We start from the raw sequence: 13,517 nt of genomic DNA, 5'->3' as shown, positions 1-13,517 counted from the left end.
GGAGCAATTCGCTCTGCGGAATTGTGATCAGCCCGACCGGCGCTCCGGCTGGTTGTCCGCACGAACCATGCATAGATCAGCGGCTTCCCGTCCCCGCGAGATCACGCCAGAGATCACACCATGGAACACCCGAAATACAGGATCGCCCTCATCGTCGGCGCCGGAGAAGGCCTGAGCGCCTCGCTGGCGCGGTTGCTCTCCAAGCAGGGCATCCGCGTCGCGCTGGCCGCGCGCAAGATCGAGAAGCTGGGCGCGCTCTGCACCGAGACCGGCGCGAAGGCCTATGCCTGCAACGCGACCGAGGCCGACGAAGTCGAGCGCCTGTTCGGCCTGGTCGAGCGCGAGATCGGCACGCCCGATCTCGTCGTCTACAACGCCAGCGGCCGCTCGCGCGGTCCGTTCGTCGATCTCGTGCCGGCCGACGTTGCGAACGCGATCGCGGTCAGCGCCTATGGCGGCTTCCTGGTGGCGCAGCAGGCGGCGAGGCGCATGCTGCCGAACAAGCACGGTGCCATTCTGTTCACGGGCGCCTCCGCCAGCGTCAAGGGCTATGCGCAATCCGCGCCGTTCGCAATGGGCAAGTTCGCGCTGCGTGGCCTCGCGCAAAGCATGGCGCGCGAATTGTCGCCGCAAGGTATCCATGTCGCGCATTTCGTCATCGACGGCGGCATCCGCAGCGCAGCGCGGACTGAGCCTGCAGACAAGCCGGATTCGATGCTCGATCCCGATGCGATCGCGGAGAGCTATTGGAACGTCTTGCAGCAACCGCGCAGCGCCTGGAGCTGGGAGATCGAGCTGCGGCCCTGGGTAGAGAAGTTTTGAGGTCAATTTGTCATTCCGGGGCGGCTCGAAGAGCCGAACTATGGTGCGCACTTGCGCACCTGAGAATCTCGAGATTCCGGGTTCGATGCTTCGCATCCCCCCGGAATGACGACGAACAAAACGGGGAGGCGACATGACCACCGAAACCACCATCGACACCGGCACCAACGAACTGCTCTGCGTCATCCGTGAAGGCGTCGCCGTCATCACGCTGAACCGTCCCGAGGCGCGTAATTCGCTGTCGGACACGCTGACGCCGGCGCTGCGGACGATGATCCGCACCTGCGGCGAAAGCCCTGACGTCGGCGTGCTGCTGCTCACCGGCGCGGGCGAGGCGTTCTGCGCCGGCGGCAACGTCAAGGGCATGGGCGCGCATCGCGACCCGAAGAAGCTGGAGATGTCGTTCGACGACAAGGTCGCCGATCTCCAGGAGCGGCAGCGGCTGCTCACGGGCGCGCTGGTCTCGGTGCGCAAGCCGACCATCGCCGCCCTGCCCGGCCCCGCGGTCGGCGCCGGTCTCGCCATCGCCATGGCCTGCGACATCCGCATCGCCGCGCAAACGGCCTTCGTCGCCACCGGCTATGCGCGTATTGCGCTCAGCGGCGACTACGGCATCGCCTGGCTCCTCACCCGCCTCGTCGGCACCGCGCGGGCGCGCGAGCTGCTGTTCACCGGCGACCGCGTCGATGCCGCGCGCTGCGAAACGATCGGCCTCGTCAACCGAGTCGTGCCCGATGACAAGCTGCAGACTGAGGCTTTCGCGCTGGCAAAGTCCCTCGCCGAAGGCCCGCGCCTCGCGCTGCGCTACATGAAGGACAATCTCGACGAAGCCCTGCTGTTCGACTTCGAGACCGCCAGGGATCACGAGGCCGAGCGGCTGATCCGCCTGACCACGACCGCCGATCACAAGGAAGCGGTGCAGGCCTTCATCGAGAAGCGGAAAGCGGTGTTCACGGGGAAGTAGGCCTGGCTAGCTGGCGCTCGGTCGCAACCTCGACCGACTTCACCGACGACGCTGCCAAGTGAAGGCAAAAAAATGCCCGGTGCTGGCTAGGCCAGGCCGGGCTCGGAGTGGTGTCAGGCCGAGGCTGAGGGGCTACCGGCCTGACGGGAAAGGGCGGCGAGACGCCAGCTCGCGCAGGGAATGTCCTTCGGCGCGACGTTGATCTCCTTGTCGAAGCGCACCAGCTTCCAATCATCAGGATGATTGACGAAGCCGAAGCCGGATTTGCGCGCGAGCGAGATCATGGTTTCGTTGGAGCGCAGCGTATCGCCGAACATGTGCTCAGCGCCGAGCGCGGCGGCGCGGCATTCGAGATTCTTCATCAGCGCCGTGGCGACGCCATGGCCGTGCCAGCGATCATCGACCGACAGGCCGAACTCGAGCGTCGAGCTCTCGGCGTGAAAGGCGTAGCGAGCTTCGGCGACAATGGTCTCGAAACCGTCGACCATCATCGTCGCGACCACGGTGAAGCGCTCGCGCTCGCCCACCTGCAGGAAGTCGCGCAACAGCCCCTTCGGCAACTCGCTGATCGCGCCGAAGAAGCGGTTGTAACGGGAGCGGGTCGAGAGCGAGCGGAAATAGTGCTGAAGCTCCTCGGTGTCGCGCGGCTCGACGAAGCGAACGTTGAGCCGCTCACCATGCCGGGTACGCAGCACGTCGGAATATTGCTTCAGGTCTTCCAGGCCAAGGGTGCTCATGACACATGTCCAAGGTGACCAAAGGGACCGCCGGCGCCCCTGATCAGGCGGCGCCGGCCTGGCGGCCATCAGGCCCGCCAGAAGGGTTTCTCAGCCTCGAAAGCGATGTCGCTCCAGGACAGGCCAACGTCATGAAGGTCACGGGCGGTCCAGTTGGCGAGCTCGCGCCGGGTCCGATAGCGCTCGTGCCAGACGTGAAGGGTCTCACTGACCTGCTGGATCAGACCGGGTGCATGATGATTTATCATCGAATTGTGCGTCAAAGTGGACATGTTCAGCTCCTTGAGCTAACTTGGGCGCTAGTTTCTGCCTCTTAGCGCGCTGCGACAAACGACAATTTGTACCTTTTCGCATGAAATAACGTCATGCATCCTGCTGCCAGATGACTGCCAGATTGCCCTCGCTGAACGGACTGCGGGCCTTCGAGGCCGCTGCGCGCCATCTCAGCTTCACCTTGGCGGCGGCCGAGCTGAACGTGACCCAGACCGCGATCAGTCATCAGATCCGGCGGCTCGAGGAGGAGCTCGGCATCCGCCTGTTCATCCGGCAGAACCGCGCGCTGGCGCTGACGCCGGAGGCGCGCGACTACCTGCCTGGCGTGCGTGCCGCCTTCAACGACTTGCGCCTCGCCACCGACCGCCTGCTGCGCAAGGACGACGACAAGGTGCTTACGGTCTCGACCTTGGCCTCGCTCGCCGCCAAATGGCTGCTGCCGCGGCTGACCGATTTCCAGGAGCAGCACCCCGGCATCGACGTCCGCATCACGACATCGACGAGTCTCGTCGATTTTCAGCGCGACAATGTCGATGCCGCGATCCGCTATGGCCGCGGCCAATGGCCGGGTCTGCGTGCGGACTGGCTGATGGCGGACGAGCTGTTTCCGGTGTGCAGCCCCTCGCTGCTGCGCGGCGACAAGCCGCTGCGCCAGCCGGAGGATCTGCGCAACCATCCGCTGCTGCACACCTCCAACGCCAACAGCGACGACTGGCGGCTGTGGCTGACGGCGGCGGGCCTGCCGGCCGACATCGCGCGGCAGCCCGGCATCACCTTCGACATGATCTTCATGACCATCCAGGCTGCGATCGATGGCATCGGGGTTGCGATGGGGCGGACCTCCTACGTGCAGGACGACATCGCCAAGGGCCGGCTCGTCGTCCCCTTCAAGATCGCGCTGCCGGCCGACGCCGGCTTCTACCTGGTCGCGCCGGAGGGCGGCCGCGAGGCGCCGAAGCTGACTGCCTTCCGCCAATGGCTGGTCGCTGCAACGCAAAATAAAGTCTGAAAAATCATCAGCTTCCGCGGCAAATTCAATTGACTGTGCTCGGCATCATCGCCGCGCTGATCGTCTATCGCGGGCGGCGGCAAGGCGGTGCCGACATATGATCCGGTGGCGGGGGCTTTGATGGCGGGTCGTTCCGGGGCGATGCGAAGCATCGAACCCGGAACCTCGGGATTCCGGGTTCGGTCCTGCGAACCGCCCCGGAATGACAGTGAGAGCTACAACTCCACCACCACGTAGTCGCTCTCGACTTTGACCGGAATCGTCTCCACCACGTACGGCCCCTTCACCACGCTCGCGCCTGGCTCGACATGGGCCGGATAGCTCTTCACGCGGAAGCGGCGGGGATCGCAATAGGACTGGCCGGTGCGGATGTCGAACTCCCAGCCATGCCAGGGGCAGCGGATGATCTCGCCGAGCTTGGTGTATTCGATCTCGCCGGGATCTTTGGACTGCGCGAGGCCGATCAGCGGCCCTTCGCACAGCGCTGCGCCCTGATGCGGGCAGCGGTTCATCAGGCCGAAATACTCGCCCTTGATGTTGAAGACCGCGATCGGCCGACCATCGATCTCCAGAAATTTTCGCGTGCCGGGCGGAAGCTCATCGACCGCGGCGATCACATGCCGCGCCATTATGTCTTCCGCATGATCTGATCGAAAAACCGCTTCACACTTTTTCGGATCATGCGGCGATCCCGTAGAGCTTCTTAGCATTACCGAAATAGAACGCCTCGCGATTGGCTTCGCTCACGCCCGCCGGCAGCACCCGCGACGGCTCGTCATAGTCCCAATGCGGATAGTCGGTCGCAAACAGCAGCCGGTCCCAGCCGATCCATTTGATGACGTCGAACAGATCCTCGCGCCGCTCCGGATCCTCCATCGGCTGCGTCGTCCACCACACCTGCTCGCGGATATATTCCGACGGCGGCCGCTTCACATGCGGCACCTCGCTGCGCAGGCGCTGCCAGGCCTTGTCGAGCCGCCACGCCAGCGACGGCGCCCAGCCGAAGCCGGCCTCGATCATCACCATCTTCAATTTCGGGAAGCGCTCGAACACGCCTTCGAGCACGAGGCTCGCCAGCGCCGATTGCTGGCACTGCGAGTGGCCGACCATCTCCTCGATGTAATAAGACGGCCAGCCGGACGGCGTGATCGGGTTGCCGCCGAAGCCGAAGGCGTGCACGCCGACGGGAAGGCCGGCCTCTTCCGCGGCCTGATAGATCGGCCAATAGCGGCGCTGGCCGAGCGGCTCGACGTTGCGGCTCAGCAGCAGCACCTGCACGAAATTCTTGTCGCCGGCGCGCTCGCGGATCTCGGCGGCGGCCGACAGGCCGTCCTCATTGCCGACGACGATGGACGCCTTCAGCCGCTTGTCCTTGCTGGTCCATTTGTCGATCTGCCAGTCGTTGATCGCCGAGCACAGCGCAGCCGACAGCTCGTGATTGCGGATGCCCTGCCCGGTGTTGAGCGGATTGAGCACGCCGAGCTGGACATTGTTGGGATCGAGCAGCTGCTTTTGCATGAAGGAGAGCGACGAGCCCTGCGGGCCGCCTTCCGGCGGATAGGCGTCGCGGCGCGAGGCGTTGGGCTGGGCCTTCGGATAGGGCGGGCCTTCCATCATGCCCTGATAGGCATGGACGCCGTAGATTTCGAGATGATGCTGCCAGCGTTTGGCGAGATAGGGATAGAGCTCGGTGCGGGTGGCGCGGGCCGGATGGATGTCACAGTCCGCGATCGCGGATTTCGTTGTCAGGGGGGAAGCGGCTTCTTGGCTCTCGCGGAACTGGATATTCATCGCCTTGCCTCCTATGGCAGCGGGCTCAGGTCAGGCGGGGAAAAGTTGCATACGGATTGTCGATCATAATCTTGTGCACGAGATCGGGGGAAAGACCCTCGGGCAGCGCGTCCTGGCCGTCGAACTGCCAGTGCGGATAGTCCGTGGAGAATAGGACCAATTCGTCGGACTGCATATGATCAAACAGGCGAATTAATGTCTCAGGTTCCGGCGGCGCATCAAAAGGCTGTAACGAGAAACGGATGTTGCTGCGCACAATCTCCGATGGCGCGCGATCGACCCAGGGCGTCTCCATTCGCACCCCGCGCCAGAACTTGTGCAGGCGCCAGAGATAGGGCGCGATCCAGGAGATCCCGGATTCCAGCATCACCATTTTCAGCCGCGGATACTTTGCGAACACGCCTTCGACAATCAGGCTGGTGAGCTGGGTCTGGAATGCCTGGGCCTGACCGACATAGTCTTCGATGTGATAGGACCCCCAGCCCACCGCCGTCGGCGGATTGTGATAGGCGGAACCGGCGTGAATGCCGATGGCAAGTTCCAGCCGCTCAGCGACCTCGTAGATCGGCCACAGCGCGCGCTTGCCGAGCGGGGTGTCGCCCATCACGAGCATCAGCACCTGCACGAAGCGCTTGTCGGGCGCGCAGCGCTCGATCTCGGCGACTGATTTCTCGATGCTTTGCGTCGGGATCACGATCGCGCCGCGCAGCCGCGAATCGCGATCGAGCCACTCCTTGACGAGCCAATCGTTCAGCGCGCGGCAGAAGGCGGCCTGCATGTCCTCGGAAAACACCATCTGCACGCCATAGAGCGGATTGCAGATCGCGAGCTTGAGCTGGAAGGGATCGAGCACATGGCGCTGCATGTCGTCCAGGCTCTCACCCGGTTTTCCCTTCTCAGGTCGCCAATCGGGCCGCCCCACGATCGGCGAGTTCTTCGGGTAGGATTGCGAGACGAGATCGACCATGCCGCGCGTCGTCACCTGATCGCGCCAATAGTCGTTCAGGTACGGCAGTAGGCTGGTCAGATGCGGCACGGCCGGATGCACATCGCAATCCACCCCGCCGGCGATCAGGGACGTCATGACGTCTCCCTTCTCACGTTTCCTCGTCTTCTCTCTTCTGTCTGCCATTCAAGCAGGCCTGCCCGCCGCCCGCAACTCGGCCAAGGCTTCTGTCATATGCTAGGAAGGCTGGGCTCAGTTGCGAAGGCATAAGGGGTATTGGGATGAAAGAGCTCGTCGGCATTGCGGAACAAGTCGCAGCCAAACTGATCGCGTGCAAACAGACCATTGCGGTCGCCGAATCCTCCGCCGGCGGCCTGATCGCGGCGAGCCTGCTCGCGGTGCCCGGCGCCTCCGCCTATTTCCTCGGTGGCGCCGTGGTCTACACCCGCGATGCGAGGCGCGTGCTGATGGATATTTCGGATGAGGGAATGAAGGGCTTTCGTTCCTCGTCGGAGCCCTACGCAAAGCTGCTCGCCGAACGGATGCGCAGTCGCTTCAACTCCGACTGGGGCCTCTCCGAGACCGGCGCAGCCGGCCCCACCGGCAACCGCTACGGCGACGCCGCCGGCCATAGCTGCATGGCGGTCGCCGGACCTGCGGCCGAGGTAATGACGCTGGAAACTAATAGCAACGACCGGTTTGCGAACATGCAAGTATTCGCTGCGACGGCGCTGCAGTTGTTGCTGAGAAAGCTGGGGGAGTAAGTCGCTGAACCATGTGAGCGAGTCGGGCACAGTCTCACGCGAAGGCGGGCGATCCAGTACTCCGCAGCGCCTGTGATGGAATCGATAGGCCTCGGAGTACTGGATGCCCCGGTCAAAGCCGGGGCATGACAGCGGTGGGCGGGCAGACACTACCTCCCCAAATGCCGCATGAAAATCCGCACCACATAGCCGGGCACCCGCGGCGCTTCGTCGTAAATGTCCGACGCGATCCGCTCGATGGTGTCGCGGAGCGACAGGAACTGCGCCTGGCGCGCGCTGCTTTCGGTGCCTTGCATGCCCGCGAGCTCGTCCATCGCCGCGTCAGAGATCTGGCACTGCACGACCTCGTCGTCACGCATCATCGTGAAGCGAAAGGCCAGCCGTTCGAGATCATGGCCGATGATTCTGTCGCGCATGAGTGGCATCAAGTCGTCCCGGGTCGCGCCCCGCGCGGGACAATGCTGAAATTTTGACGACTTGTCACCTGCCCTGGAGTGGGGTTGCGCTTCGCAGCCAACCCACACCGCGCGTTCAATACACGAGCGCCGTGCCGGTCGGCTTCTCCAGCGCCGCAGCCAGGGATTTGTACTCCTCGCAATCGGTTCCGCAAATGGCAGCAATCCGGCTCAGATGATACATCGCCTGCTCGCGATTGCCCTGCTCGAGCTGCCAGAGTCCATAGTACTGCCAGGTCAGCACGTCGTTCGGGTCGGCCTTGAGCGCACGCTGGTACCAGACCTGCGACTGCTCGTAATCGCCGAGCTTGCGATAGGAGTAGCCGATGAGGTTGGCGACGTTCGGATGGTCGTCATGGCCGAGCGACCTCAATTGCGCAATCGCGGCCGCATAGTCGTTGCGCTCGTAGATGGTGTCATAGGCGACGCGATAGCCGGCCGCGAATGCGGGATCGCCGATGCTGGATTGATTGCTTGGCTTCTTGCCCTTCTGCGTTGCTCTGCTGCCGGGGCGCTTCGGATAGGTCGGCTGCGGTTTCTGATCCGAATAGGCGCCGGCGTAGGGATCGGAGGAGCTGATGCCGCCACCGCCGCCGCCACCCCCGCCTCCGCCGGCGGCCAAGGCCGGCGCGTTCAACAATGCTGCCGCAAACGTACCCAGCGCGACGAGCCTGATCATCGTCGTGAACATCTCGGTCTCCAGTCCTGTTTCGAGCGGCCCCGGACGAGGTGATAACCCTGTCTCGGCAGCGATATTCCAGGGCGTCGTGCTCACGGAGACGTCAGCGTTCGTACGGCAGGTCTGTTGTCCTTTACTGGAACGCGACTTCGGCGAAGCTGCGGAGCTTTCGCGAATGCAGCCGCTCGGATTCCTGCTGCTTCAGCCGCTCCAGCGCCTTCAGGCCGATCTCGAGATGCTGGCCGACGCGGCGGCGGTAGAATTCACTGGCCATGCCGGCGAGCTTGATCTCGCCATGCAGCGGCTTGTCGGAGACACAGAGCAGCGTGCCGTAGGGGACGCGGAAGCGGTAGCCGTTGGCGGCGATCGCGGCCGATTCCATGTCGAGCGCGACCGCGCGCGATTGCGACAGGCGACGGATCACGTCGCGGCCGGAGATCTCCCAATTGCGGTTGTCGACGCTCGCCACCGTGCCGGTGCGCATCAGGCGCTTGAGCTCAAAACCTTCGAGGCCGGTGACATCCTCGACCGCTTGTTCGAGCGCGACCTGCATCTCGGCGAGTGCCGGGATCGGCACCCAGAGCGGCAACTCGCGGTCGAGCACATGGTCCTCGCGCACATAGCCATGGGCGAGCACGTAGTCGCCGAGCCGCTGCGTGTTGCGCAGGCCCGCGCAATGGCCGAGCATCAACCAGGCGTGCGGCCGCAGCACGGCGACATGGTCGGTGACATTGCGGGCGTTAGACGGGCCTGTGCCGATGTTGATCAGTGTGATGCCGCGATAGCCCGACGCGACAAGATGGAAGGCCGGCATCTGCGGCGCACGCACCGGCGCAGTTCCGCTGGTCGCACCGCCATTCTGCATGATCACATTGCCCGGCGCGACGAAGGAGTCGAGGCCCGCCTCGCCCGACTGGAGCCGTTGCTGGCAGAGCTGCGCGAAGGCATCGACATAGAACTGGTAGTTGGTGAAGATCACGAAGTTCTGGAAATGCTCGGGATCGGTGCCGGTGTAGTGATATAGCCGGCGCAGCGAGTAATCGACGCGCGCGGCGCGGAACAGCGACAGCGGCTCGGGCGCGCCGGGCTGGAGCTCGAAGGTGCCGTCGGCGATGGAATCGTCCATGGTGGCGAGATCAGGCACGTCGAACGCATCGCGCAGCGATCGCGCCACGGGCGAGTTCTCGCTGGTGGTGATAGCGGCCTCGATGTTGATGTCGCGGCGATAGGCGAAGTGGATCGGGATCGGCTCGGCGGATTCGCCGATCTCGACGGGCACGCCGTGGTTCTGGATCAAAAGTCCGATCTGCTCGGTGAGATAGGCGCGAAACAGATCCGGCCGCGTCACGCTGGTCTCGTGCACGCCGGGGCCGGCGACGAAGCCATAGGAGAGACGCGAATCCAGCCGCGCATGCGTCGCGGTGGTGACGCGGACGAAGGGATAATAGGCCCGCACCCGCGTCGTGACGGCTTCGCCATTGACGTAGGCCTCGAACCGGTCGCGCAGGAATTTTGTGTTGCGCTCGTAGATCTCTTCGAGCCGGGCGACGGCCGCAGACGCGTCGGAGAAGGATTCGGTGGCGATGGTGGGGGGAGATTGCATGGTTCGACCGCCGGGTTGCTAGTGCTCGAGTCGAACTATAGCAAAGAAGGCGGTGCCGTAGGGTGGGCAAAGCGAAAGCGTGCCCACGTCTTTCTATCGAAACGTGAAAGGTGGTGGGCACGGCGCGTTGCGCCTTTGCCCACCCTTGATCTTAGCGCGTCACTTCTCGCGGAACGCCCGCATCAGCTGATCGTGCAGCGGCTTCATCAGATAGGACAGCATGGTGCGGTCGCCGGTCTGGACGAAGGCTTCGACAGGCATGCCGGGGATCAGCTTGACGTCGCCGAGGCGGGCGACCTCTTCGGCCGGCATCGAAACGCGGATGGTGTAGTAGCTCTGGCCGGTGCGCTGGTCGGTAGTGACGTCGGGAGAGACGCGGCTGACGACGCCGTTGAGCTCCGGCGTGGTGCGCTGGTTGAAGGCGGAGAGGCGCAGCAGCGTCTTCTGGCCGATCTGGAGCTTGTCGATGTCGACCGGATTGACCTTGGCCTCGACCTGGAGATCGTCGGCCTGCGGCACGATCAGCATCAACGTGTCGCCGGCGGTGACGACGCCGCCGACGGTGTGCACCGTCGATTGCAGCACCATGCCGTCCTGCGGGGCGCGGATGTCGACACGGCGGAGCTGGTCCTCGGCGGCGACCTTGCGCTCGATCAGCTCGCCGATCTTGTCGTTGGTCTCGCGCAAATCCTTGGAGACCTCGCTCACCATGTCCTTGTCGACCTGGATGATCTGGAGCTCGGTCTCGGTGATCTTGCCCTTGGCCTGCGCCCGCGAAGCGATGTACTGCGCGCGCTCGCCATTGAGGCGGGCGCTGTCGCGCTCGAGCGTGGTCAGGCGCGAGATCTGCACCAGGCGCTTCTCGTAGAGATCGCGCACGCCGGTGAGCTCCTGCTGCACCAGGGCGATTTCCTTGTCCTTGGCTTTCTCCTGCGCCTGGAGTCCCTCGATCTCCTCGTTGAGCTGCAGGACGCGCTCGCGGAGCTGCGCCTTCTGGCCGGCGCGGCCGTTGACGCGGACGTCGAACAGCTTGGTCTCGGCGGAGAGCAGCGCCTTGACGTCGGGATCGTCGGCGCGATCGAGCAACGATTGCGGAAACTCGATCTTGTCGATGCCGCGCTGCTCGGCCTGCAGTCGCGCCGTGCGTGCCTGCGCGGCGTCCAGATTCTTGGTGACGATGGCGAGGTTCGCCTTGGTCACGGTGTCATCGAGCCGCACCACGATGTCGCCGGCCTTGACAACGTCGCCGTCGCGGGCGCGCAACTCGCCGACCACGCCGCCGGTCGGGTGCTGCACCTTCTTGACGTTGGATTCGACCACGATCTGGCCCGGCGCGATCAGCGCGCCCGAGATCAGCACCGTGGATGCCCAGCCGCCGAGGCCGAGCACGAGCACCAGCACGATGCTGAGCCCGAGGATCAGGTGGAATCTGATCGACTGCCGCACGGTGTTCGTCGCAGCGGACTTTGTCCCGCCAATGGCCATCGTGCTCATGCTTTGGCCCCACCTTCGCTGACGACCTTGATCGGTGCCGACGGCACCGCGCGCGGCTGGAGCACTTGGGCGAGCACCTGCTCCTTCGGGCCGAAGGCCTGCATGCGGCCGTCGCGCAGCACCAGGATCTGGTCGACCGCCTCGACGCCGATCGGGCGGTGCGCCACCACGATGACGATGGCACCGCGCTCGCGTGCGGCACGGATGGCGCGCGTCAGCGCCTCGTCGCCTTCAGTGTCGAGATTGGAGTTGGGCTCGTCGAGCACGACCAGGAACGGATTGCCGTAGAGCGCGCGCGCCAGCGCAACGCGCTGCGCCTGGCCAGCGGACAGCGCAGCGCCCTGCTCGCCGACTTGCGTGTTGTAGCCCTCGCGCATCTTGATGATCATCTCGTGCACGCCGGCCTCCTTGGCCGCGGCGATGATGGCGTCGGACGTCGCCTCGGGATCGAACCGGCAGATGTTCTGCGCGATGGTGCCACCGAACAGCTCGACGTCCTGCGGCAGATAGCCGATGTGACGGCCGAGCGCGTCGGACGACCATTGGTCGAGCGCCGCGCCATCGAGCCGCACCTTCCCACGCACCGGCTGCCAGACGCCGACCAGGGCACGGATCAGCGAGGATTTGCCGGAGCCGCTCGGCCCGATCACGCCGAGGCCGTTACCGGCCTGGAGGGCGAAGGTGACGTCCTGCACGATCAGGCGCTGGTCGCCTGGCGGCACCATGGCAACGCCTTCGACCGAGAGGCGGCTGGTGGGCGCCTGCAGCTGGGTCGGTATCGCCTGGGCCGGCATCTGCTCGAGCAGGCGCGTGAGGCGCTGCCAGCTCTGGCGGGCCGCGACGAAGGATTTCCAGTGTGCGATGGCGAGATCGACCGGCGCGAGCGCGCGGGCCGATAGGATCGAGCCGGCGATGATGATGCCGGCGGTCGCCTCCTGGTGGATGACGAGATAGGCGCCGACCGCGAGCACGGCCGATTGCAGCATCATGCGCAGCACCTTGGCGACCGCGCCGAGCCCGCCGGCGACGTCGCTCGCGCGCTGATTGCCGGCGAGATATTTTTGGTTGGTCTCGCTCCAGCGCTGGTTCATGCGGCCGGCCATGCCCATCGACACCATGACTTCGGCATTGCGGCGGCTGGCGGCGGCGAGATCGTTGCGCTGGGCGGCGAGGCCCATCGCCTCCTTCGCCGGCTGACGGGACAGGAATTCGGTGACCAGCGTCAACCCGACCAGGATGATGGCGCCGACCAGGGCGGTGACGCCGATCATGACATGGAAGGCGAAGCAGATGGCGAGATAGAGCGGCAGCCAGGGCAGATCGAAGAACGCGCTCGGGCCCATGCCGCCGAGGAAGGAGCGGACATTGTCGAGGTCGCGCAGCGGCTGCAGGCCCTCGTTGCGGCTGCCGACCAGCAGCGGCAGGCGCACGATGGTGTCGAACACGCGCTTATTCAGGGCCTCGTCCAGCGCGGTGCCGATCCGCCCTAGGATGCGGTTGCGGATCATGTCGAGCACGCCCTGCGCCATGTAGAGGAAGCTGGCGAGGATGATCAGGCCGACCAGGGTCGGGATGCTGCGGCTCGGCAGCACCCGGTCGTAGACCTCCAGCATGAAGATCGACCCGGTCAGATAGAGCAGGTTGATCATGCAGCTCATCAAGCCGACGCCGACGAACGCCGTGCGACACGCGCGCAAGGCGTCACCGAGTTCTGAACGGCGGACGCCAGGTACGGCTGCCATCAGTCTGATCTCTTTCCGGGTAAGAGGGCGAAGCCCCTCATTTCACAGGTTCAGGGGTACTCGACCGGGATTAACATCGTGTTCTCTCTGCAACCAGGGCGGCCGAGTTAATCCAGGGCCCCGATGGGCCACATCTACCCCTGACGGCCCCGCGTGCAAGTCCGGTATTTCACAGGCTTTGCGGCTTTTTATAGCAGATGTTTCCGTCCCTCCCCAGCGCTGCGAGAGGCGGAAAGTT

Annotated in this window: 14 protein-coding genes; 4 read left to right on the top strand and 10 right to left on the bottom strand. The window is 64.7% G+C overall.

The window, feature by feature from the left end; translation table 11 throughout:
• Positions 1-120 precede the first annotated feature (120 nt).
• A complete protein-coding gene (locus AC5V87_RS04205) occupies positions 121-822 on the top strand; it encodes an SDR family NAD(P)-dependent oxidoreductase (protein WP_495370099.1) in 702 nt (233 codons plus the stop codon).
• A 133-nt stretch (positions 823-955) separates the two neighbouring features.
• Positions 956-1,786 carry an enoyl-CoA hydratase gene (locus tag AC5V87_RS04200; RefSeq protein ID WP_495370098.1) on the top strand — a complete coding sequence of 277 codons (831 nt, stop codon included), beginning with the start codon at positions 956-958 and terminating at the stop codon, positions 1,784-1,786.
• Positions 1,787-1,899: 113 nt separating this feature from the next.
• Here the strand turns inward: AC5V87_RS04200 and AC5V87_RS04195 are convergent, their stop codons facing one another.
• Entirely contained in the window at positions 1,900-2,523 is a 624-nt protein-coding gene (locus AC5V87_RS04195; RefSeq protein WP_456841217.1) for a GNAT family N-acetyltransferase, read from the bottom strand.
• Between the two features lie 68 nt (positions 2,524-2,591).
• Entirely contained in the window at positions 2,592-2,795 is a 204-nt protein-coding gene (locus AC5V87_RS04190; protein ID WP_495370097.1) for a DUF1127 domain-containing protein, read from the bottom strand.
• A gap of 110 nt (positions 2,796-2,905) precedes the next feature.
• On the opposite strand from AC5V87_RS04190, the gene AC5V87_RS04185 reads away from it, so the two are divergent.
• Positions 2,906-3,805, top strand: coding sequence for a transcriptional regulator GcvA (locus AC5V87_RS04185; protein ID WP_456841219.1), 900 nt, complete (start codon positions 2,906-2,908; stop codon positions 3,803-3,805).
• A 215-nt stretch (positions 3,806-4,020) separates the two neighbouring features.
• Here AC5V87_RS04185 and AC5V87_RS04180 read toward each other — a convergent pair whose 3' ends face one another.
• The 3 genes from AC5V87_RS04180 to AC5V87_RS04170 are packed head-to-tail and all read right to left on the bottom strand — an operon-like array spanning position 4,021 to position 6,680.
• Complete coding sequence (locus AC5V87_RS04180; protein WP_456841220.1) at positions 4,021-4,434, bottom strand: Rieske (2Fe-2S) protein; 414 nt, start codon at positions 4,432-4,434, stop codon at positions 4,021-4,023.
• A gap of 49 nt (positions 4,435-4,483) precedes the next feature.
• Complete coding sequence (locus AC5V87_RS04175; protein ID WP_495370096.1) at positions 4,484-5,596, bottom strand: amidohydrolase family protein; 1,113 nt, start codon at positions 5,594-5,596, stop codon at positions 4,484-4,486.
• A 25-nt stretch (positions 5,597-5,621) separates the two neighbouring features.
• Positions 5,622-6,680 (bottom strand): amidohydrolase family protein, encoded by a 1,059-nt coding sequence (locus AC5V87_RS04170; RefSeq protein WP_456841222.1) that lies wholly within the window; start codon positions 6,678-6,680, stop codon positions 5,622-5,624.
• 143 nt (positions 6,681-6,823) lie between these two features.
• Here AC5V87_RS04170 and AC5V87_RS04165 point away from each other — a divergent pair, with 143 nt between their 5' ends.
• Positions 6,824-7,306: a CinA family protein gene (locus AC5V87_RS04165; protein WP_495370095.1), complete on the top strand. Its 483-nt coding sequence runs from the start codon at positions 6,824-6,826 to the stop codon at positions 7,304-7,306.
• A 149-nt stretch (positions 7,307-7,455) separates the two neighbouring features.
• Here AC5V87_RS04165 and AC5V87_RS04160 read toward each other — a convergent pair whose 3' ends face one another.
• The 5 genes from AC5V87_RS04160 to AC5V87_RS04140 form a co-directional block, all read right to left on the bottom strand.
• Complete coding sequence (locus AC5V87_RS04160) at positions 7,456-7,731, bottom strand: DUF1488 family protein (protein WP_456841223.1); 276 nt, start codon at positions 7,729-7,731, stop codon at positions 7,456-7,458.
• A gap of 106 nt (positions 7,732-7,837) precedes the next feature.
• The gene (locus tag AC5V87_RS04155) at positions 7,838-8,452 is read right to left on the bottom strand and encodes a tetratricopeptide repeat protein (RefSeq protein ID WP_495370094.1); all 615 of its coding nucleotides are present in this window, start codon (positions 8,450-8,452) and stop codon (positions 7,838-7,840) included.
• Between the two features lie 121 nt (positions 8,453-8,573).
• Positions 8,574-10,043: an AMP nucleosidase gene (locus AC5V87_RS04150; RefSeq protein ID WP_456841225.1), complete on the bottom strand. Its 1,470-nt coding sequence runs from the start codon at positions 10,041-10,043 to the stop codon at positions 8,574-8,576.
• Positions 10,044-10,202: 159 nt separating this feature from the next.
• Positions 10,203-11,537 carry an HlyD family type I secretion periplasmic adaptor subunit gene (locus tag AC5V87_RS04145; protein ID WP_456841226.1) on the bottom strand — a complete coding sequence of 445 codons (1,335 nt, stop codon included), beginning with the start codon at positions 11,535-11,537 and terminating at the stop codon, positions 10,203-10,205.
• Positions 11,534-13,279, bottom strand: coding sequence for a type I secretion system permease/ATPase (locus AC5V87_RS04140; RefSeq protein ID WP_495370093.1), 1,746 nt, complete (start codon positions 13,277-13,279; stop codon positions 11,534-11,536). Before AC5V87_RS04140 ends, AC5V87_RS04145 begins: the two co-directional genes overlap by 4 nt.
• Positions 13,280-13,517 lie beyond the last annotated feature (238 nt).

It is taken from the genome of Bradyrhizobium sp. SOJA106 (assembly GCF_059448745.1).
This window is presented reverse-complemented; position numbering and strand designations above follow the sequence as displayed.